Raw genomic sequence first — 21,023 nt, 5'->3', positions numbered from 1 at the left:
GTCTTAAAAATGAACGCTAAACCAGCCCCGCAAATGCCCGAAAATACCCCTGAAACGATAGAGGCCGCGCCAGCCGCCAAAAATTATTCCGCCGATTCGATCACTGTTTTAAAAGGTCTCGATGCGGTGCGCAAACGCCCGGGGATGTATATCGGCGATACTGATGACGGTTCCGGTTTGCATCACTGCGTATACGAAGCAGTCGATAACGGCATCGATGAACATTTGGGCGGTCATGCCCATCATTTAACCGTGATTTTACATGCCGATGGCGCGGTATCGGTCGAAGACGATGGCCGCGGTATTCCGGTCGATATTCACAAAGAAGAAGGCGTTTCCGCCGCCGAAGTTATTATGACGCAGCTACATTCCGGCGGTAAGTTCGATCAAAATTCGTACAAAGTTTCCGGCGGTTTGCACGGCGTCGGTATCTCCGTCGTCAACGCTCTGTCGGATTATTTGGAATTGAATATCTGGCGCGATGGCAAGGAACATTATGTCAGATTCGAAAATGGCAAAACCGTTGCCCCATTAAAAGTGGTTGGCGATGCCAACGGTAAACGCGGCACACGGGTAAAATTCAAAGTCTCCGGTGAAATTTTCACCATGACCGAATATTCCTTCACCACCTTAGAACATCGTTTGCGCGAGCTGGCATTCCTGAATTCGGGCGTGAAAATTAAATTGATTGATGAACGCGGCGTCGATCCGAAAACGGTCGACTTGCATTATGACGGCGGTATCGCCGCATTCGTGCAATATTTGGATCGCAGCAAAGTCGCGGTACATGAAACATTATCGGTACGCGGCGAACAGGATGGAATTTCGTTCGAACTTGCGTTGCAATGGAACGATTCATATCACGAAACCATGCTGTGCTTTACCAATAATATTCCGCAACGCGATGGCGGCACGCATTTGATCGGTTTTCGCGCGGCATTAACCCGCACCATCAACAAATATGCCGAAGAATCCGGCATTGCGAAAAAAGAAAAAGTCTCCGTCACCGGCGATGATGCGCGCGAAGGTTTGACTTGTGTTTTATCGGTGAAAATGCCGGATCCGAAATTTTCCTCGCAAACCAAAGATAAATTGGTATCGAGTGAAGTCCGCCCCGTTGTTGAATCGGTGGCCGGCGAGAAATTAATGGCCTGGTTCGAAGAACATCCGGCCGAGTCGAAAAAAGTGATCGGTAAAATCGTCGAGGCGGCGTTGGCCCGCGAAGCCGCGCGTAAGGCGCGCGAACTGACCCGCCGCAAAGGCGCACTGGATATGAATTCCCTGCCCGGCAAATTGGCCGATTGTCAGGAACGCGATCCCGCGCATTCGGAATTGTTTATCGTCGAGGGCGATTCGGCGGGCGGTTCGGCGAAAATGGGCCGCGACCGTCATTTCCAAGCGATCTTGCCATTGCGCGGTAAAATTCTGAACGTCGAGCGCGCGCGTTTCGATAAAATGCTGGGATCGGCCGAAATCGGCACATTGATCGCGGCATTGGGCACCGGCATTGGACGCGACGATTTCAATATCGACAAAATCCGGTATCATAAAATCGTTATTATGACCGACGCGGACGTCGATGGATCGCATATCCGCACATTGCTTTTGACCTTCTTCTTCCGTCAAATGCCGCAAGTCATCGAAAAAGGCTATTTGTATATCGCCCAGCCGCCATTGTACTTGGTCAAACGCTCGGCGGCGGAAAATTATCTGAAAGACGAGCGCGCATTAGAGCAATTCTTGATGAAAAACGGCGTCGAAGGCATAAAATTAAAATTGGCCGATGGTAAGGAATTGACCGGCGATGCATTATTCCAGGAATTGGAATCGGATCGCACCGCCAAGGCCTTGATGCAAAACCTGATGCAAAAAGTGGGCAATGCCCAGGTGATCGAACAAGCCGCCATTGCCGGCGCGTTCAAGCATGATTTGGCGCAGACAGAAGCGGAAGCCGCAGCCGGTTATGTGGCCAAACGTTTGGATACGTTATTGCCAGAGGCGGAACGCGGCTGGCAAGGCCACGCCAAAAACCAAGGTTATGAATTTACCCGTACCGTGGGCGGCGTTACCTATCGTTTCGTGATGGATTACGCCACAATTCAAAGCGCAGAAGCGCGCAAATTGGATGAAATGGCGCCGCGTTTACAGGCAAAATACACCAAACCGGCCATTTTAATCAGCCAAGACGGTGAAAAATCGATCACCGGCCCAGGAGCGTTGATCGCCGCCATTACCGAACGCGGCCGCAAGGGTCAATCTATTCAGCGGTACAAAGGTCTGGGCGAAATGAACCCAGAGCAATTATGGAAAACCACGCTCGATCCAAAAATCCGCAGCCTGATGCAAGTTAAAGTCGCGCATATGGACGAAGCCGAAGGAGTGTTCACCACATTGATGGGCGATTTGGTCGAACCGCGCCGCGATTTTATCGTCACAAACGCGTTGCAGGTTGAGAATTTGGATGTTTAAGCCACCGGCATTCGTTTTACCCGGCCCAACAGCCAATAAATCGCCAACGCCTGTAATAACATGCCGATGCCTATCATCATGCCATAAGGATGATGGCCGATAGTAACACCCCATCCAACGGCGGATCCCACAATCACATGCATAATAATGATTCCGGCGCTGGCCTTGCCCTTATTTTCCTCGAACGGCAAAAGCGCTAGCGCCATGCCATGCGGGATTAAAATTGCGGTTGTGAACGACATCACCAGAATCATCAAAACCAATATATAAAAATTCTGAACCGATAGAGCGTTAGCAATAATAGCAGCGGAACCTAGGCACAATGCGATAGTGCAATATTTTAAAACACGCAAAAGCTTATCATTGGCTTCAAATCTTTCCGCCATAAAAGACCCGACCACAAAAACAAGAATCACCAAGCTGTACATATAACTATATACCGTGCTGCCTATTCCATATCCTTCGGCAAATACATACGAAGATCCGGTGATAAAGGCCAAGAATGCACCATAAGAAAAGGCGCTGAGTAACGCCCAAATAATATATTCATTGACCGATAAAATATGTTTGTAAGCATCAATCCAATAATGCCACGAGAATGGTTGCGGAGCTGGCACCGTACTGTGCGGGAATAGCAAGAACGCGACATAAACCAGCACAATCCCCCAAGATGCAATAGCCCATAAAACACTGTGCCATCCATAATAAGAAATCAATAACCCTGCCAACAATGGAGCGATTACACCGACAAAATTCCCGGCGCCATAAATAATACTAAGAATCTTTCCGCCATCTTCCGCATAATTTTCCCGCACCAGCGATAAAGCAGCGGTGATACACAACCCAACCGCCATGCCCATAACAAACCGCGCTGCATACCATAGGTATAAGTCTTGAGTGAATGCTACCAAAGCACCAAAAAGCAGGAATAAAACCGCGCCAATACGCACGGATATACGCTGACCATATCGATCTACAAATTCGCCGCTCCATAATTGCGCAAAACCGACGCCAAGCAGATAATAACTAATCATACCGGTTAAATTGCCTGGTGTTGCGCGTAGATCATTGGCGATTAAAGGTAATGCGGTAGCCAGAAAATCGAATGCGATCGGATCGAAAACCGTGAACAGACCGATATATAGAATCGGTAATATTTTCTGGATTTGCATAATAACTAAGCGGCGACCTTATAGCCTTCCAAATTCAACAAATATCTTTTCATCTTCAATCCGTCTTTGGACGAATAACCACCAAGCCCGCCGCCGGTGCGAACAACACGGTGGCAAGGAATAATCAGCGGGATTTGATTTCTGGCACAGGCCGATGCGACGGCGCGATACGCCTTTGGCGCGCCGATTTTTTTGGCGAGTTCAGCATAGGTTAAAACCCGGCCTGGTTTAATTTTTACCATCTCGCGGTACACTCGCGCTTGAAATGGCGTTGCCCAGGACATATCGAGATCTTTGAAATTGATTTTGCCTTTGATGGCGCCTTCGACCGCCTTGGTCAATTTGGCGTTCGCACCAGTCGGTTTTTTGCCTTTGGACAGAAAAACTTTGACATCGCCAATGCCATTTTCACCTTCAACCGCGGTGACCAAAATATCTTTATATTGGGTTTGAATCTTTGTCATCGGCGTCTCCATTCCGAAAAGAAAAAGGGCAGGTATTACCCTGCCCTTTGTACCTGATACGGCGTTAATTAACTAGCCGCTTTTTCTTTCTTCGGCACGTCTTGCGCCTTGCCGGTCGCTTGATCGACTTGTTTCATGGATAATTTAATTTTGCCACGATCGTCGAATCCAACAACCTTGACCCAAACCTGATCGCCAACATTGACGATGTCGGTGGTTTTATTGACGCGTTGCGGGGCCAATTCGCTGATGTGAACCAGACCGTCGCGCGCGCCCAAGAAATTGACGAATGCGCCGAATTCCATGGTTTTCACGACTTTGCCTTGGTAAATCACGCCGACTTCTGGTTCGGCCACGATGCCCTTGATCCATTGGATCGCGGCTTCTGCGGCTTTTTGATCGACGGCGGCGACTTTGATCGTACCGTCATCTTCGATATCCACCTTCGCGCCGGTGACTTCGACGATTTCGCGGATAACTTTGCCGCCTGTTCCGATGACTTCGCGGATTTTATCGCGCGGAATCTGGAACGTGGTAATGCGCGGCGCATTCTGGCTGACACCTTCGCGCGCGGTGCCCAAGCCCTTGGCCATTTCGCCAAGAATATGCAAACGGCCTTCTTTCGCCTGATTGACCGCGACTTTCATAATTTCGGCCGTGATCGAGGTGATTTTAATATCCATTTGCAAGGCAGTGATACCGTCTTTGGTACCGGCGACTTTGAAATCCATATCGCCCAAATGATCTTCATCGCCCAAAATGTCAGAGATGACCGCGTATTTGCTGCCTTCTTTGATCAAGCCCATGGCGATACCCGCCACGGGGCGCGGCAATGGAACGCCGGCATCCATCAAGGCGAGCGAGGAACCGCACACGGTCGCCATCGAGGACGAACCGTTCGATTCGGTGATTTCCGACACGATACGGATCGTGTATGGGAATGCTTCTTTCGCCGGCAATAATGGACGAATCGCGCGCCAGGCCAATTTACCGTGGCCGATTTCGCGGCGGCCAGGAGAGCCCAAACGGCCAACTTCGCCAACCGAGTAAGGCGGGAAGTTATAATGCAACATGAAGCTTTCGTGCGCTTCGCCGGTGATGTAATCAATGCGTTGTTCGTCTTCGCCAGTGCCGAGGGTTGCAACCACCAGAGCCTGTGTTTCACCGCGGGTGAACAAAGCGCTGCCATGGGTGCGTGGCAACAAGCCAACTTCGGCAACGATCGGGCGGACGGTTTTGCCATCGCGGCCGTCGATACGCGTGCCGGTGTCCAGAATTTGGCCGCGAACGATGCGCGATTCCAATTCCGTTAACAAGGCCGGCGCCAATTTCGCGCCGTCTTCATCGCCTTCGAATGCGGCCAAGGCGGTTTTCTTAACTTCATCGATCGCTTTGTGACGTTCTTGTTTGACGGTGTTTTTATAGGCTTTTTTCAAACCAGCTTCGGCAAGGCCGGATAATTTCGACAATACCGAATCATAGTTCGCTGGCTTTGCCGGCAATTCCCATGCTGGTTTCGCACAATTTTCAGCGAGTTGAATAATCGCTTCCAAAACCGGCTGGAATTCTTTGTGACCGAATTCGACCGCGCCTAACATGATTTCTTCCGATAATTCTTGCGCTTCGGATTCCACCATCAGAACGCCTTCGCTGGTACCCGCGACAACCAGATCCAATTTCGAATTTTTCATCTGAGTGATGGTTGGGTTCAATACATATTGACCATCAATATAACCGATGCGCGATGCGCCAACCGGGCCCATAAATGGAATACCGGACAAGCACAAAGCGGCGGAAGTACCAACGATAGCGACGATATCGGAAATATTTTCCATATCATGCGACAACAAAGTACAAACCACTTGCACTTCGTTGGTAAAGCCTTCGGGGAATAATGGACGGATCGGACGGTCGATCAGACGCGATGTCAGGGTTTCGGCATCCGATGGTTTGCCTTCGCGTTTGTTGTAACCGCCTGGAATTTTACCGGCGGCGAATGCTTTTTCTTGATAGTTGACGGTTAACGGGAAGAAGTCTTTGTCCGGATCGGCGGTTTTTTCACCAACCACGGTGCAAAGCACGGTGGTATCGCCATAACGCGCCACAACGGCGGCATCGGCTTGGCGGGCAAATTTACCGGTTTCCAAAACCAGCTTGCGCCCGGCCCACATTAATTCTTTTCTAAAAACTTGAAACATATTCTTTTCCTTTCTTGATATGTTTTCCAGCGCTTTACAAAGCATGCGTTAAAAACGCAAAAAGCCCCCTCACCCTTTTCAAAGTTCAAAGTGCGAATTCTGATAGATCTTGCACTTACTTTGACGTCTCTGTCCCTAACGGGCAAGAGATCTAAGGAGAGGAGGCACTTCCATAAGGCCGCCGGACTATTTTCTATACTAGTCGTTTCCACACTGGGTTTCGGGGGCAATTATAGGGATTTTACCCAAAAAAGATAGTGTTTTTAGCAGGTTAAAATCATAAAAAAGCCGCTATAAAGCGGCTTTTTCGAAATATACTTGCTTATTAGGTTACTTACGCAAGCCCAATTTCTTAATCAAGGCTTCATACCGTTCTTGGCTGGAAGCTTTTAAATATTTCAATAATTTGTTGCGGCGATTAACCATGCCGATCAAGCCACGGCGCGAATGGTTGTCATTCGGATTGGCTTCGCAATGCGCCGATGTTTGCGTAATGCGGGAGGTTAAAATGGCTACTTGGGATTCCGGCGATCCCGTGTCATTGGCATGACGTTGTACCGGTTTAATCAATTGTGCAGTTTGCGACATCGTTTTCCCTTTCCTCTATTGATGATTCATAATGCGTACAGGAATCAGATACCCATCTTCGAGCCTTGTAATGGCGATGCAATCATCGCGAAACATGACCCGGATCAGATCGTCTTGTTGTACGGGGCCCGAAAAATATTTCGGACTCGTAATCACAAGCGCCTGTCCCTGACGCAAGATTCTTGCCTGCCCCTCATCACATGCATAAGCTGGGATGTCGTCCAGCGCCGCATGTACCGGCAACAGACCCGAATCGAAGGGCTGGTTATGCCCTATTTCTTTCAAATTATCCAGTAAAATCGCGCTTTTTTCAGCAAAAGGGCCGACCGAAAGCCTACGGATAGCGGTTAAGTGCCCGAAACACCCTAGATCTCGGCCTATATCCCGCGCCAGAGCGCGCATATAGGTCCCGGTGCCGCAAACAACCTCAAAAACTGCCATATCCGGGGTTTCGGCGGAAATCAGGGTAAATTCATAAATATCGACGGTGCGGGGTTTCAATTCGACCGCAACGCCGGATCGGGCCAGATCATAGGCACGCTCGCCATCGACTTTAACGGCCGAAAATTGGCAAGGCACTTGTTCAATCGAACCCGTATATTTCGGCAATAGCGCGTGGATTTGATCTGCCGTTGGGCGAATATCCGAAGTTTTTATCACCTGGCCTTCGGCATCATCAGTATCACGTTCTTCGCCCCACTTCACGGTGAATCGATAGGATTTTTCGCTTTCCTGTAAATACGGAATGGTTTTGGTGGCGGATCCCAATGCGATTGGCAAAATTCCGGTCGCCATCGGATCCAATGTTCCGGCATGACCTACTTTCGCGGCCTTGGTTAGAAATTTCACGCGGCCAACCACTTGCGCCGATGTCATGCCGGCGGGTTTGTCGATATTCAGCCAGCCGTTAATAACACGGCGCGGAATTTTTTGCTGCCTTGGTTTGGGATTCGCGGACATGGAATTATTCTTCGGACGATTTTCTTTTTTCTTCATCCGCGCGCAATAAGCGGGTGATTTTATCGCCTTCGTCAAACGAGGTGTCGAGTTCAAAGCGTATATTCGGCACGAATTGCAATTTAACCGCATCGGCGAGCAACATACGGAATTCCTTGACGACTTCCGGATTTCGGAGATTTTTTAAAATCTCATTTTGTTTTTGGCCGCCCAGCGGCATGACGAAAATATTTGCGTGGCGCAAATCGGACGATACACGCACTTCGGTAACGGTGATGGCAATTCCATAAGATTCGAATTGATGCACCTCGCCCCGCATCAACATCGCCGAAACCGCGTGACGGATTTCTTCGCCGACCCGCAAATTGCGGTCGCCGCGCGTGGATTTTTTCTGCGATTTACTGCGTCCAGCCATGATTATCTTTTACGCCACCGATTCCAAGGTGCGCTTCATTTCCTTGGTTTCATAGCATTCGATAATATCGCCGGTCTTGATGTCGTCGTAATTTTCAAACGCCATACCGCACTCAAAACCTTCTTTGACTTCTTTGACTTCATCTTTGAAGCGCTTCAAGGTTTTCAAAGTGCCGGTGTGAATGACGGTGGAATCGCGCAACAAACGTACGCCAGCGCCGCGTTTAACGATGCCGGTGGTGACATAACAACCCGCAACCTTGCCGACCTTGGTAATATTGAATACATCGCGAATTTCGGCGTTGCCGATAATTTCTTCGCGCAATTCCGGAGCAAGCATACCGGTCAAGGCCTGTTTCACATCATCGACGATTTCGTAAATAATCGAATAATAGCGGATATCGACGCCATCGCGTTTGGCAATATCGCGTGCCTGCGCATTGGCGCGGACGTTAAATCCAATTACCAGCGAACCTGTGGCTGAAGCAAGGGCGATATCGGATTCGGTAATGCCCCCAACGCCGGAATTTAGAACTTTTACGGCGACTTCGTTGTTGGCCAGTTTTTCCAAACTGCCTTTGATCGCTTCCAAGGATCCATGCACGTCGGATTTCACGATCACGCCCAATTCCTTGACTTCGCCGGCTTTGATTTTGGCGAACATGTCGGTTAGCGTGCCGCGTCCAGCGACATTTTGTTTTTCGCGCGCTTTGCGTACGCGGTATTCGGAAATTTCGTTGGCGCGTTTTTCGGAATCAACCACCGCGAAATCGTCACCCGCCGTCGGCGTGCCGTTCAATCCAACCACTTCGACCGGAATGCCTGGACCAACCGATACGGTATTTTTACCTTTATCGTCGATCAATGCTCGCACGCGGCCCCATTCGGCGCCAGCGACGAAAATTTGCCCGACTTTCAATGTGCCTTTTTGCACCAAAACGGTTGCGACCGACCCGCGGCCTTTTTCCAATTTCGCTTCGATGACTACGCCTTCGGCGCTGCGGTTTGGATTGGCGCGCAATTTCATAATCTCGGCTTGCAACAAAATGGCTTCTTCCAATTTATCCAAATTGCGTTTTTCTTTGGCCGATACTTCGACCGCCAAAACTTCGCCGCCCATCGCCTCGGTAACGATGTTGTGCGACAGCAATTCGGTTAAAACGCGTTGCGGATTCGCGCCCGGTTTATCGATTTTATTGATCGCAACGATAATCGGCGCATTGGCCGCCTGGGCATGGTTGATCGCTTCGATGGTTTGTTTCATCACGCCGTCATCGGCCGCAACCACCAATACCACAATGTCGGTAACGTTGGCGCCGCGCGCGCGCATTTCGGAAAATGCTTCGTGGCCAGGCGTGTCGATAAATGTAATCGGCTGGCCCGATGGAGCCTTTACGGTATATGCGCCAATATGCTGGGTAATTCCGCCCGCTTCGCCAGCGGCGACTTCGGTTTGACGGATCGCATCAAGCAACGATGTTTTACCGTGATCGACGTGGCCCATAATGGTCACAACCGGCGGACGCGGCAACAAATCGCCTTCGATATCTTCGCCGCCCTTGATGCCGATTTCAACGTCGGAATCGGCAACGCGTTTGATTTTATGGCCAAATTCTGTAACAACCAATTCCGCCGTGTCGGCGTCGATTGATTGGCTGAACGTCGCCATAACGCCCAATTTCATCAGCGATTTAATAACATCCGCGCCGCGCACCGCCATACGGTTGGACAATTCCTGTACAGTGATGGTTTCTGGAACAATAATTTCGCGAGTTTGTTTTTGCGCTTCATCGGTAGTGGTTTTACGTTTTTCTTTTTCCCGGGCACGACGCACCTGCGCCATGGAACGAACACGCACCGCGTCTTCCTCGGCCATCGAAATATCACGCAAAGTCAAGCGGCCAGTGCGCGGTTCGGTGGATTCTTCTTTTTTATTAACCAGACGTTTATGTTTGCCCGGCGCCTTGGCGGCGGCTGGTTCTTCTTCCTCTTCTCCGGCGCGGCGCGGCGGCGTTTCCACCTTACGGGCCTGCACTTCGGCTTTTTTACGGGCGTCCGATTCGGTTTTCTTGCGCGCATCTTCTTCTTCGCGGCGCTTTTTAGCATCTTCGGCTTCTTTGCGCGATTGCTCCAATTCCACCTGGCGGCGGGCAAACTCTTCTTCCAGTTTGCGGCGGACCGATACCTGATCCTCGCCTTGTTGCGACGCCGTTTGCAAAGCGCGCAGACGGGCTTCGCGTTCTTCACGGGTCAGATTTTGCAACGCTTTTTGCGCTTCCGCTTCTTTGGAAATTTGCGCGGCTGCTTGCGCGGCTTCGGCGGCGGGAGTCACGCCTGGCTTTAAAGGCGCGCCGACTTTTCGCTTAACCTCGACCGTAACGGTTTTAGACCGGCCTTGCGCAAAGCTTTGCCGGATCTTGCCCGCATCCACGGTTTTTGTCAGCGACGGAGAACCGCCCAGACTAAGCGGTTTTTTCTTTTTATCGTCGGTGCCTTCTGTCATGTCAGACGTTCTTTCCTTTTTTGCTTCCGAAACCATTGATTCATGCCTTAGTTGATGATCCTAGGATTTAATTTTCCCATCCGCATCAAACCAATGCGCCCGCGCATCCATGATCAATTTTTCCGCGGCTTCTTTGGAAAGGCCGAATTCCTTGCAAATGTCCTGCAATTCATCGGTTGCCAAATCGCCCAGATCATCCAGCGTTTTCACGCCGGCATTGCCCAAGGCCACCAGCATTTTCGGATTCAAGCCATCCAATTTGGCGATTTCTTCTTTTACGCCCAAACCGCGCCATTCCGCATCGAGGCGTTTTGCTTCCGCTTCGATATAGACTTTTGCGCGGCCTTGCAATTCGCCGGCGACTTCTTCGCTGAATCCTTCGATACCGCTTAGAGTTTCGATTGGAACAACCGCCACATCCTCGACGCTGGCAAAGCCTTCGCCAACCAGCAATGCGGCAATAACATCATCCACATCCAACGCTTCCATGAACAATTTAGAACGAGTTTGGAATTCCTGCGTCCGGCGTTCGGATTCTTCGGATTCGGTCATGATATCGATATCCCAACCGGTCAGAATCGAGGCCAAACGCACGTTCTGGCCGCGGCGGCCAATGGCCAGCGACAATTGCAAATCCGGAACCACGACTTCGATCCGTTTATTGTCTTCGTCCAAAACGACTTTGGCGACTTCAGCCGGGGCCAAAGCGTTTACCACCAAGGTAGCGTGATCGGCGGACCACGGAACGATATCCACTTTCTCGCCTTGCAATTCGCCGACAACCGCCTGAACGCGGCTGCCGCGCATACCGACGCAAGCGCCTACGGGATCGATATTGCTGTCATTGCTGAACACGGCGATTTTGGCGCGGGAACCTGGATCACGGGCAACCGATTTGATTTCGATAACGCCTTCGTAAATTTCCGGAACTTCTTGCGCAAACAATTTCGCCATGAATTGCGGATGGGTGCGCGATAAGAAAATTTGCGGACCTTTGACTTCTTTGCGGACGTCATAAATATAGGCGCGCACGCGGTCGCCTTGGCGGAAGTTTTCACGCGGCAACATTTCGTCACGCTTTAAAATCGCTTCGGCGCGTTGCAGATCGACAATCAAATTGCCGAACTCGATACGTTTGATAATGCCGTATACGATTTCGCCGACTTTATCCTTGAATTCCTTGAATTGGCGTTCGCGTTCCGCATCGCGCACTTTGTGCACGATCACTTGTTTCGCGGTTTGCGCGGCGATGCGGCCGAAATCGATCGGCGGCAATTCGTCGGTGACGAAATCACCCAGTTTGAACGCTTTGTCGCGTTTCTGCGCGTCTTTCAAAGTTACTTGGGTGGATGGGTTTTCGACATTTTCGACGATTTCCATAACGCGATATACTTTGATACCGCCGCTGGAACGGTCAATCACCGCGCGGATTTCTTTGTCATAGCCGTATTTGCTGCGGGCGGCTTTTTGAATGGCCTGCTCCATCCCCACAAACACATCTTCTTTTTCGATGCCTTTTTCGCGGGCGACCGAGTCAACCACTTGTACGATTTGTCCTGCAACGAGTTCCATATTCCACCTCTTTTAAAAACTATGAATTCTTTTTAATCACTTTTTTCGGCTGCTTGGCGAGCGCGGTATCGCTCATCGCCAGTTTGGCCGAGACAATATCCATCAATGGGATTGCCACCGAATTATTGTCCTGGTTAATCGTTACCGATTCACCATCGGCGCGTTCCAATTTGCCGTGAAAACGCTTGCGGCCTTCGATCAGATGGCGGGTTTCAATTTTCGCCATTTGTCCCAAAAACTTTGCATAATCTTCCGGTTTCACCAGCGGCCGATCGATGCCCGGCGATGAAATTTCCAACACATAAGCGCCTGACAACGCATCTTCCACATCCAGAATCGCGCCGCAAGAACGCGATACTTTGGCGCATTCATCTAACGTGACCCGGCCGCCGTCGCTATGCTCGACCATGATTTGCACGGTTGGGCGATTTTGTCCGCCCATCAGGCGCACCTGCACGATGGAAATGCCCTCTGCCGATAGCGAGGGTTCCAGAATCTGCTGAATGCGGTTTTGCAACGGCTCTAACATATTGCTCCAAATATCAGGGTAAACAAAAAGGCGGGAACCTTTCGGATCCCACCTTTCAGTAAACTGATTGGTTTAATGAAGAGAATATACATAATTTTCCAGCCAAAAACAAGCCTTTGGCCGGAAAAAATTATCGCGTAATTACAAGATTATAGCTTAGTTATTTTGTACTGCCCCCAGTTGATGGGCGGCATGCGGCAATCCAGTAACGATTTGTTTTGTGGTTGCAATACCCATTTCCTGCGCCAACTGCTTAGTGGATTGGATCGTGGGCAAACTGACGTTATTTCCTTTTTGTAGGCCACAAACCATATCATAAATAACCTTATTGGCTTTTTGATCTGAAGTTGCCTCTCCGCTTTCCGGCGGCAAAACGCCGTCTTTGGTGGCAAGTTGCATACCGAGTTCCATCATATTCTGACGTCTGGTGTCTAAGAGTCCCTGCCGATTGTGGGTTAGGGACTGATATTGTAAGGCCCAACTTACTTTATCGGCGGCCGACATAGTATCAAAGTTACCTTGAATTTTAAAAACCAATAACTCAATAGCGGCTTGCTGGGTTTTTGTTTCTACAGATCCGCGCGATGCAACGTTTTCCCGGTTTCGTAAATTAGTAAAATTCATATAATGATGTTCGGTGGCATCGGCGGTACTGTATCCCCCTTGCACGCCGTGCATAAAGTAACCGATGGCTTTTGCGGCAAAATCGGCGGAATTTCCAACTTTGGCTGCGACGTCAAGATCAATCGGATTGGCATATTCCGCTTTATATCCCGCCCTACTTAACATCTTCATCACTTCGGCGGAGCGATCCTTGGACAGGCTTCCTTCTTCGTTACCTGTTTTTCGCGTATAGTCATAGTTGTCGATCCATCTCATCAACGCCGCATCTCGTTCAGGCCCAGCCGGGGTTTTTAAAAGCGGGGCCAGATCGTTTTGAATAAGCCTGTTAATATTACGTTGCGGCAAACTGACAGAAGAAGGGTTAAACAAATCGGTCTCGGTCAGTACCGGATCTTTTGTACGAAGCCCGATAAATTCCAACGCGCCAGTCACTTTACTTACTGCATCCTGCCAAAAACCCATCTTTGCCTCCCGAACTTATTACAGGTATTAGTATATCATATTGTATCCTAAAAGCAAACGCTATGTTTTTATTAACTATTTGAAAAAACAACAAATTTAGGGATTCGTCCAGCGCGTCTGGCCTTTTTCTGGTAATTGGTTTCAACCCAAGGCTGTGGTTCGGTTAAATGCCAAAACCCGTCTGTGGGCGGGTTTTTGGGTTGAAACCAGCTTTGCGCCGACATTTGTTCCGGCACCCATTCCTGATATGTGGGATCGTCGGTCGCCACCCAAAACTCGCCGCCCTTTTTTATCACCCGCGCCAATTCGCGTACATTATCCGGATTTACAAAACGCCGCTTGGCGTGGCGTTTTTTCGGCCAAGGGTCGGGAAACAGCAAAAATACCCGGTCTAAACACCCATCCTGCAATTTCGGCAGCAAATGCCGTACGTCATCCGGGTAAATGCGGACATTGGAAACTTTATGCGCCAATAATTTTTGCATAGTTTTGGCGATGCCGTTCTCAAATGCCTCGCAGCCAATAATATTAATATCCGGATGTTGTGCGGCTTGTCCGGCGAGAAAATCGCCGGTGCCAAAACCGATTTCGAGCCAATAGGAAGTGGGAGGGCGAGAGGCGAGAGGCGAGAGGATTTTAAAAAAAAATTTTGGATCTATGCCGGCTGGCGCGGCGGAGGCGATATTATCTTTATCGATAAAATATTGTCCGCTGGCCGATTCGACTGCCTGTTTTAAATCCAAACTCAACGGACGGCCTTTGCGCCGACCGTATAGTTTAGGGTTTAGGGTTTTGGGTTTTGGGGTTAGGGATGGCATTTGCGCGCGGTTCCATGATCCAGTCGCGGGGAAACATAATCCAAAGCGGGGCGGCAGGCAATTTTTTTATAATGCCGCCTTTTGCAGCAAGCATTGGATAATTGGCCCAGGAGTCCATCCAGCCAAGAGCGGCCCGGGCGTAATAATGACCGATCCGGTCGCCCGAATTTTCGCGCAAATAAATGATGATCCCGGGGCGGCGCAAAAAATTCCGGTGCCGGGATTTTTTGCCATTGAATTTTTCGTAAGCGTAATCGGATCCCGTCCGCCGCGCCGCGACGAAAGCGGCGCAAGAAACGGCGCAACCGCAAGGATGTTGCTGAGTTATAGGGCGCGAGGAAGCCATGCGCCTCAGCGTAAAATTTAATATATTTTATACAAGGAAAATCCGTAAACCCTAAACCCTTTAAAACGCGCGTTTTAGCTGGTCGACCAGATCGGTTTTTTCCCAAGAAAATCCGCCATCGCGTTCCGGATCGCGGCCGAAATGGCCATACGATGCCGTGCGTTCGTAAATAGGACGATTCAATTGCAAATGGGTTCGGATGCCGCGTGGCGTTAAATTTACCAACTCGCGCAAGGTTTTTTCCAATTTCACTTCATCCACCTGGCCGGTGCCGAATGTGTTGATATAAACCGACAACGGATGCGAGACGCCGATAGCGTAGGATAATTGGATCAAGCATTTATCCGCCAATCCGGCCGCAACGACGTTTTTCGCCATATAACGCGCGGCATACGCAGCCGAGCGATCGACCTTGGTCGGATCCTTGCCCGAAAACGCGCCGCCGCCATGCGGGGCCGCGCCGCCATATGTATCGACGATAATTTTCCGGCCAGTCAAACCCGCATCGCCGTCAGGACCGCCGATCACGAAACGACCGGTGGGATTGACATAAAAATCTTTGTCATCGCACATCCAGCCTTCGGGCAGAACGCTTTGTACAATTGGGCGAACCATTTCACGCACCGCATGAGTTGGCAAGCCGTCTTTATGTTGGGTCGATACCACGACGCAGGTAGATCCCGTCGGCTGGCCATTTTTATATTGCAGGCTGACCTGGCTTTTTGCGTCCGGACGCAAATCGGCCAATTGGCCGCTGTGCCGCGCTTCGGATAAAGTGCGCAAAATTTTATGCGCGTAGTAAATCGGCGCCGGCATTAAATCGTCGGTTTCATTGCAAGCATAGCCAAACATAATGCCTTGATCGCCAGCGCCTTCGTCCTTGCCGCCGCCAGCATCCACGCCTTGCGCAATATCGGTCGATTGCGAATGGATATAACAATGCACGTCCATGCGTTGCCAGTGAAAGCCTTCTTGATCGTAACCGATTTTACGCACCGTCTCGCGTGCAATATGGGTCATCACATCGGCATTGTTGATCGATGCCGGGCCGCGCACTTCGCCGGCCAAAATTACGCGGTTGGTGGTCGCCAGCGTTTCAATGCCGGTGCGCGATTGCGGATCAGCCTGCATAAATGCATCCAGAATCGCATCGGAAATACGATCGCAAATTTTATCAGGATGGCCTTCGGATACGGATTCCGAAGTAAACACGAAATCGTTCAAGGCGGTTTCATTGGCTGGCAGCAATTTTTTGGCGAGAGAGCGGGCGAAAATCATGGGTTTGATCCTTACAGAATAGATAAGGATACCCTTATATAAGAAGATAAAGGGATAGTCAAACCAAGACTAAACGCTTATTGATCGCCGGTTTTTTTGGCCAATGAACGGATCATATCCAGAACCGAACGGCGCATATCGGCGTTTGGAATGGCTTTATAGGCCCGAACCAATTCCAGAATTTCGCGATCGTGGCTTTCTTTTTCCGCGGTGTATTTTGATTTTGATGCCGCAACACCCAAACGCAGTTTGGATTTTTTGCCTGTAGATTTTTGATTGGCCACCAGGCCTTCAAAAAAGAAGCTGACCGGAACTTCAAGAATAGTGCTGAGATCGTACAAACGGCTTGCGCCGACGCGGTTGACGCCGCGTTCGTACTTTTGTACTTGCTGGAAAGTAATGCCGAGTGCTTCCGCCAGTTTTTCCTGACTCATCCCCATCAATGTGCGGCGCATACGCACGCGTCCACCGACATATTCATCAAGGGATGTAGCACGCCCTTCTTTCTTTGTGTTTTTAGCCAATACGGTCATATCTTCTCTGGTTCTCTTTTTTGTCATAAAGCATATCGGTGTAATATTCAACATAAACAACACATGTTGCAAACAAATTATGCATGCAATAGCGTGCTTATTTAGTACATTATGTCATGAATGTAAAACTAAATTTAGCTTTTTTTATGTACAAAAATAAATCTTAATTTCTCAATCGTATAATTATTTTATTACTTTCGTATAAAAGGTTGCCGTGGGTAACGATTGGGGCAAGGAAATATCCAGAATCCCGCCCTGGCCTAATGGCAATTGATCCACAGTTCTGCCATAAGGATCTATTACCGCGCTTATACCGGTATTCGCCACACGCACGATGGGCAAACCTTCTTCCACCGCCCGCATGCGCGCTTCGGCCAAATGTTGATACGGTCCTGCGGTGTTGCCATACCAACCGTCATTGGTAAGATTCAACAACCATTTCGCGCGACCGGTACCATCGGTGACTCGTCCCGGGAAAATGATCTCATAACAAATCAATGGGCTGAATGGCGGCAATCCATCAATCGTTACGGTTTGCGGTCCCGGACCGGGAGTATAATCGAAAATTCCCGACACCAATTTTTTTATACCGAACCATCCGGGTAACGGCACATATTCGCCGAATGGCACCAAATGCGACTTATCGTATGAAAATAATATAGTACGATTGGAGTCAATTCCAAGAATGCTATTGTAAATATTTTTAATTTCCGGATCGGGAGACGACGGGTCTGCATAATCCACGCGCGGCGCCCCCAGAATTACAGCGCCATTTACCGGCACTATTTCCTGAATAGCGGCCATTGCTTCCGGATTCTTATCCAACAAGAAAGATACTGCCGTTTCCGGCCAGATGATATGCGTTGGCGGCTTAGCCGCCGGCAACGTGGAAAGATCAAGGTATTTATAAAAATTTTTCTGAATTGATTTGTGATCCCATTTCAATTCCTGGGCGATATTGCCTTGAACCAACCTTAGTCGTACATCTGGCACCGTGTCCATTGCCGCGGCTGGCAATCGCCAAACACCGAATGCAGCCATGGCAATCAATAACACGCCGGATGCGGCCAGCAATCTTTTACAACCCAAAACCCAGCAAGCCAGCGCCACTGAAAAAAAAGCGACAATAGCGCCAAGACCATAAGCGCCAACGATCGATGCGGTTTGCACCAAATAATCGCTGAATCCAAAACCATATCCTGTCAAATTCCACGGAAACCCGGTTAAAGCATGTCCGCGAATCCATTCGCACAAAAAGAACAACGCAACAAAACAGAAAGCGTGGGGCATGGTACCGAAAGAATATTTTTTAGCCGTCAGTTTGGTGGCCCCCCCCAACAACGCCCCGTATAAAGACAGCAATGCCGGCAATCCAATCGCGCACAAAGGAATCATCCAAGCAAAGGAAAGATCGACCAGCAACGCCGCGTTTATCCAATAAAGTCCGATCATAAAATAGCCAAGATGAAAGAAAAATCCCATCCAAGCCGCTTCCCGCGCACTGCCGGAACGCGCCAGCAATACATACAAAGCCGCGTATCCGATCAAAATTCCTGGAAAAAAATATAATGGCGGCATGGCTAGCGCGGCGATTGCGCCAAGCGCCCACAAACAAAAATATTTTCTAAGGCCGGATGCCCGCACGATTTTATCGGCGCGATGTAAAATACTATCGCGATGAAAATTAAGCATCGGCGGTTTTTTTCAATTCCGGCGTGGCAAGCGGCGTTTTCTTTACCCGCACCCGCTTAATACGGCGTGGATCTGCATCGATAATTTCAAATTCCAATCCGGATGGATGGGTGACAATTTCACCGCGCCCTGGAACGCGGCCGATCAGGGCGAATACAAGTCCGCCGACCGTGTCAATTTCTTCGCGTTCCTCATCATCCAAAATTGGGCCTGCCCAGTCTTCGAATTCTTCAATCGTCGCGCGCGCATCGGCAAACACCGTTCCATCAGGGCGCGGCATTAATTTCGGCGCCTCCGCCACATCATGTTCGTCTTCGATTTCGCCGACGATTTCCTCGATCAAATCCTCGATGGTGACAAGACCGTTTGTTCCGCCATATTCATCAACCACCAGCGCCAAATGCTTATGCGTGACCCGCATTTTCAATAATAAATCCAGCGCCCGCATGCTTGGCGAAATGAATAAAGGCGGCAAAAACAAGCGGTGCAGATCGGCGGATTTTTCCTGCGCATAGCAAGAAAACACATCCTTGATATGCACAATTCCGATCACATCATCCAAAGTTTCCCGGTACACCGGCAAACGGGAATGTCCGGATTCGATCACCGCCTTTACAATATCGTTAAATGGCAGGCTGGCTTCGACCGCGATAATATCGGATCGCGGAACCATGACGTCGTTCACCGTTACGCCCGAAAGCCGCAGAATATTGGCCAATAATTTTTTTTCATCCCCGGCGATTGGGGATTGTTCCTCAACACGGTCTTCGATGATTTCTTCGATAGTTTCGCGCAGATCCTGTTCGGCCTTGCTGCGGCCAATTTTGCGCAAAAGCCAATTTTTAAACAGGGATACCAGCGACTGCGAGGGTGTGGAATCGATCATAATTTATTTTTTCACCTTACCATATTCATATGGGTTAGAAAAACCGAATTGGCGCAAAATATTTTTTTCCAATGTTTCCATATATTTAGCCTGTTTTTGGACCATATGGTCGTGGCCCAGCAAATGCAGGGTTCCGTGAATCACCATATGCGCCAAATGCGCTTCGATAGTTTTATGTTGGGTCTTGGCTTCGCGCTTAACGGTTTCCAAGGCAATCGCCACATCGCCCAGCATTAATGGCTCTTTTACCCCGCGTTTTTTTTGCAGTGCCTTCACAATAACGCGGTCATAATTTGGAAAAGACAAAACATTGGTCGGTTTATTTTTTCCGCGCCAATCGCAATTCAGCCGTTTCAATAACTTGTCATTGCTTAGAACTATTGTCAGTTCGGCGCGCGATCCCCCTAAAACCGCGCTGGCCGCTGCGGCGGCCCATTTGCGGCATTTAGATTCAACGGCGGATATTTTTTTCCATCCGGCCACATCACAAATCACATATGCCTTCACAGACGATCGGGGCCGGATTTTTCTTTTTTTGGTTTTAGGTTTCATAATCAACAACTAAGCCGATTCGGACTTGTCGTAAATATTCTTCTCGAAACTTGCATAGGCGCGAACGATACGGGTAACCAGCGGATGACGCACCACATCCGCGTCCGCAAACTGACAAAAACCAACGCCTTCAATGCCTTTCAGCGCTTCGGCCGCATCGCGGAGACCGGATCGGACGCCACGCGGCAAATCGACCTGGGACAAATCGCCAGTGACGGCCATTTTCGATCCCTCGCCCAAGCGCGTCAAAAACATTTTCATTTGCACCGATGTGGTATTTTGCGCCTCGTCCAGAATCACGAACGCATTGGACAAAGTCCGTCCGCGCATGAATGCCAGTGGCGCGATTTCAATTTCATTGCTGGCAATGCGGCGCAACACCTGATCGGCCGGCATCATATCGTACAAAGCATCATAAAGCGGACGCAAATACGGATCGATTTTTTCGCGCAGATCGCCGGGCAAAAATCCCAAACGTTCCCCCGCCTCGACGGCCGGGCGCGACAATACGATACGCTCAACCTTATTATCCATCAGCAACGATACACCCATCGCGACTGCCAAATATGTTTTACCGGTACCGGCTGGGCCCAAACCGAAGGTCAAATCATTCTCCTGCAGCAATTTCATATATTCGGCTTGTTTTGGCGTGCGCGCGGTTATTTGTTTCCGCCGCGTCCGGATTGCAGCGCCATCATTGCGCGCTTCGTCGGTAAATTGCTTGCGCGTCGAAGATTCGCTTGCCATGCGCATGGCGGCATCGACTTCGGATACGCTGATCATCAATCCTTTTTCAAGGCGCTTGTACAAAGTTTTCAACGCGGTTTTGGCAATTTCCACAGGACCAACCAAACCGGAAATTAAAATCTGATTGCCTCGCGCCAGGACGCTGACGCCCAACTGCTGTTCCATGCGGCTGATATACTTGTCGTATTCGCCAAACAGCATCGACAGCAAACGGTTATC

At 49.8% G+C, this 21,023-nt stretch carries 19 protein-coding genes; 1 reads left to right on the top strand and 18 read right to left on the bottom strand.

Translation table 11 applies throughout. The features are described 5' to 3' along the window. Positions 1-33 precede the first annotated feature (33 nt). The gene (gyrB, locus tag EYC62_04720) at positions 34-2,469 is read left to right on the top strand and encodes a DNA topoisomerase (ATP-hydrolyzing) subunit B (GenBank protein TAH35381.1); all 2,436 of its coding nucleotides are present in this window, start codon (positions 34-36) and stop codon (positions 2,467-2,469) included. Here the strand turns inward: gyrB and EYC62_04715 are convergent. The 18 genes from EYC62_04715 to EYC62_04630 form a co-directional block, all read right to left on the bottom strand. Next, complete coding sequence (locus EYC62_04715) at positions 2,466-3,641, bottom strand: MFS transporter (protein ID TAH35328.1); 1,176 nt, start codon at positions 3,639-3,641, stop codon at positions 2,466-2,468. The two genes, gyrB and EYC62_04715, sit on opposite strands and share 4 nt — an antisense overlap. Before the next feature lie 5 nt (positions 3,642-3,646). Further along, complete coding sequence (locus tag EYC62_04710) at positions 3,647-3,925, bottom strand: MGMT family protein (GenBank protein TAH35380.1); 279 nt, start codon at positions 3,923-3,925, stop codon at positions 3,647-3,649. Positions 3,926-4,173: 248 nt separating this feature from the next. Further along, positions 4,174-6,303, bottom strand: coding sequence for a polyribonucleotide nucleotidyltransferase (gene pnp, locus EYC62_04705; GenBank protein ID TAH35327.1), 2,130 nt, complete (start codon positions 6,301-6,303; stop codon positions 4,174-4,176). A gap of 330 nt (positions 6,304-6,633) precedes the next feature. After that, positions 6,634-6,891, bottom strand: a complete 258-nt coding sequence (gene rpsO, locus EYC62_04700) for a 30S ribosomal protein S15 (protein ID TAH35326.1) — start codon at positions 6,889-6,891, stop codon at positions 6,634-6,636. 15 nt (positions 6,892-6,906) lie between these two features. Continuing rightward, positions 6,907-7,887, bottom strand: a complete 981-nt coding sequence (gene truB / locus EYC62_04695; protein ID TAH35325.1) for a tRNA pseudouridine(55) synthase TruB — start codon at positions 7,885-7,887, stop codon at positions 6,907-6,909. After that, positions 7,856-8,263 carry a 30S ribosome-binding factor RbfA gene (gene rbfA / locus EYC62_04690; GenBank protein TAH35324.1) on the bottom strand — a complete coding sequence of 136 codons (408 nt, stop codon included), beginning with the start codon at positions 8,261-8,263 and terminating at the stop codon, positions 7,856-7,858. Before rbfA ends, truB begins: the two co-directional genes overlap by 32 nt. A gap of 9 nt (positions 8,264-8,272) precedes the next feature. Further along, the gene (locus EYC62_04685; GenBank protein ID TAH35379.1) at positions 8,273-10,765 is read right to left on the bottom strand and encodes a translation initiation factor IF-2; all 2,493 of its coding nucleotides are present in this window, start codon (positions 10,763-10,765) and stop codon (positions 8,273-8,275) included. 60 nt (positions 10,766-10,825) lie between these two features. Continuing rightward, positions 10,826-12,337 (bottom strand): transcription termination/antitermination protein NusA, encoded by a 1,512-nt coding sequence (gene nusA, locus EYC62_04680; GenBank protein TAH35323.1) that lies wholly within the window; start codon positions 12,335-12,337, stop codon positions 10,826-10,828. Between the two features lie 19 nt (positions 12,338-12,356). After that, positions 12,357-12,866, bottom strand: coding sequence for a ribosome maturation factor RimP (locus EYC62_04675; protein TAH35322.1), 510 nt, complete (start codon positions 12,864-12,866; stop codon positions 12,357-12,359). Positions 12,867-13,022: 156 nt separating this feature from the next. Next, complete coding sequence (locus EYC62_04670) at positions 13,023-13,952, bottom strand: hypothetical protein (GenBank protein ID TAH35321.1); 930 nt, start codon at positions 13,950-13,952, stop codon at positions 13,023-13,025. A gap of 71 nt (positions 13,953-14,023) precedes the next feature. Then, positions 14,024-14,770, bottom strand: coding sequence for a tRNA (guanosine(46)-N7)-methyltransferase TrmB (gene trmB / locus EYC62_04665; GenBank protein ID TAH35320.1), 747 nt, complete (start codon positions 14,768-14,770; stop codon positions 14,024-14,026). Continuing rightward, positions 14,730-15,116, bottom strand: a complete 387-nt coding sequence (locus EYC62_04660) for a hypothetical protein (protein TAH35319.1) — start codon at positions 15,114-15,116, stop codon at positions 14,730-14,732. The genes trmB and EYC62_04660 overlap by 41 nt, the downstream gene beginning before the upstream one ends. A 60-nt stretch (positions 15,117-15,176) precedes the next feature. Beyond that, a complete protein-coding gene (locus EYC62_04655; protein TAH35318.1) occupies positions 15,177-16,394 on the bottom strand; it encodes a methionine adenosyltransferase in 1,218 nt (405 codons plus the stop codon). A gap of 77 nt (positions 16,395-16,471) precedes the next feature. Then, positions 16,472-16,927 (bottom strand): XRE family transcriptional regulator, encoded by a 456-nt coding sequence (locus tag EYC62_04650; GenBank protein TAH35378.1) that lies wholly within the window; start codon positions 16,925-16,927, stop codon positions 16,472-16,474. 183 nt (positions 16,928-17,110) lie between these two features. Next, entirely contained in the window at positions 17,111-18,619 is a 1,509-nt protein-coding gene (gene lnt, locus EYC62_04645) for an apolipoprotein N-acyltransferase (protein ID TAH35317.1), read from the bottom strand. Continuing rightward, positions 18,612-19,505 carry an HlyC/CorC family transporter gene (locus EYC62_04640; protein TAH35316.1) on the bottom strand — a complete coding sequence of 298 codons (894 nt, stop codon included), beginning with the start codon at positions 19,503-19,505 and terminating at the stop codon, positions 18,612-18,614. The genes lnt and EYC62_04640 overlap by 8 nt, the downstream gene beginning before the upstream one ends. Before the next feature lie 3 nt (positions 19,506-19,508). Continuing rightward, complete coding sequence (gene ybeY / locus EYC62_04635; GenBank protein ID TAH35315.1) at positions 19,509-20,057, bottom strand: rRNA maturation RNase YbeY; 549 nt, start codon at positions 20,055-20,057, stop codon at positions 19,509-19,511. Between the two features lie 9 nt (positions 20,058-20,066). Beyond that, entirely contained in the window at positions 20,067-21,005 is a 939-nt protein-coding gene (locus tag EYC62_04630; protein TAH35377.1) for a PhoH family protein, read from the bottom strand. Positions 21,006-21,023: the final 18 nt, after the last annotated feature.

The organism is Alphaproteobacteria bacterium, assembly GCA_004295055.1.
GTDB lineage: Bacteria > Pseudomonadota > Alphaproteobacteria > SHNJ01 > SHNJ01 > SHNJ01.
This window is presented reverse-complemented; position numbering and strand designations above follow the sequence as displayed.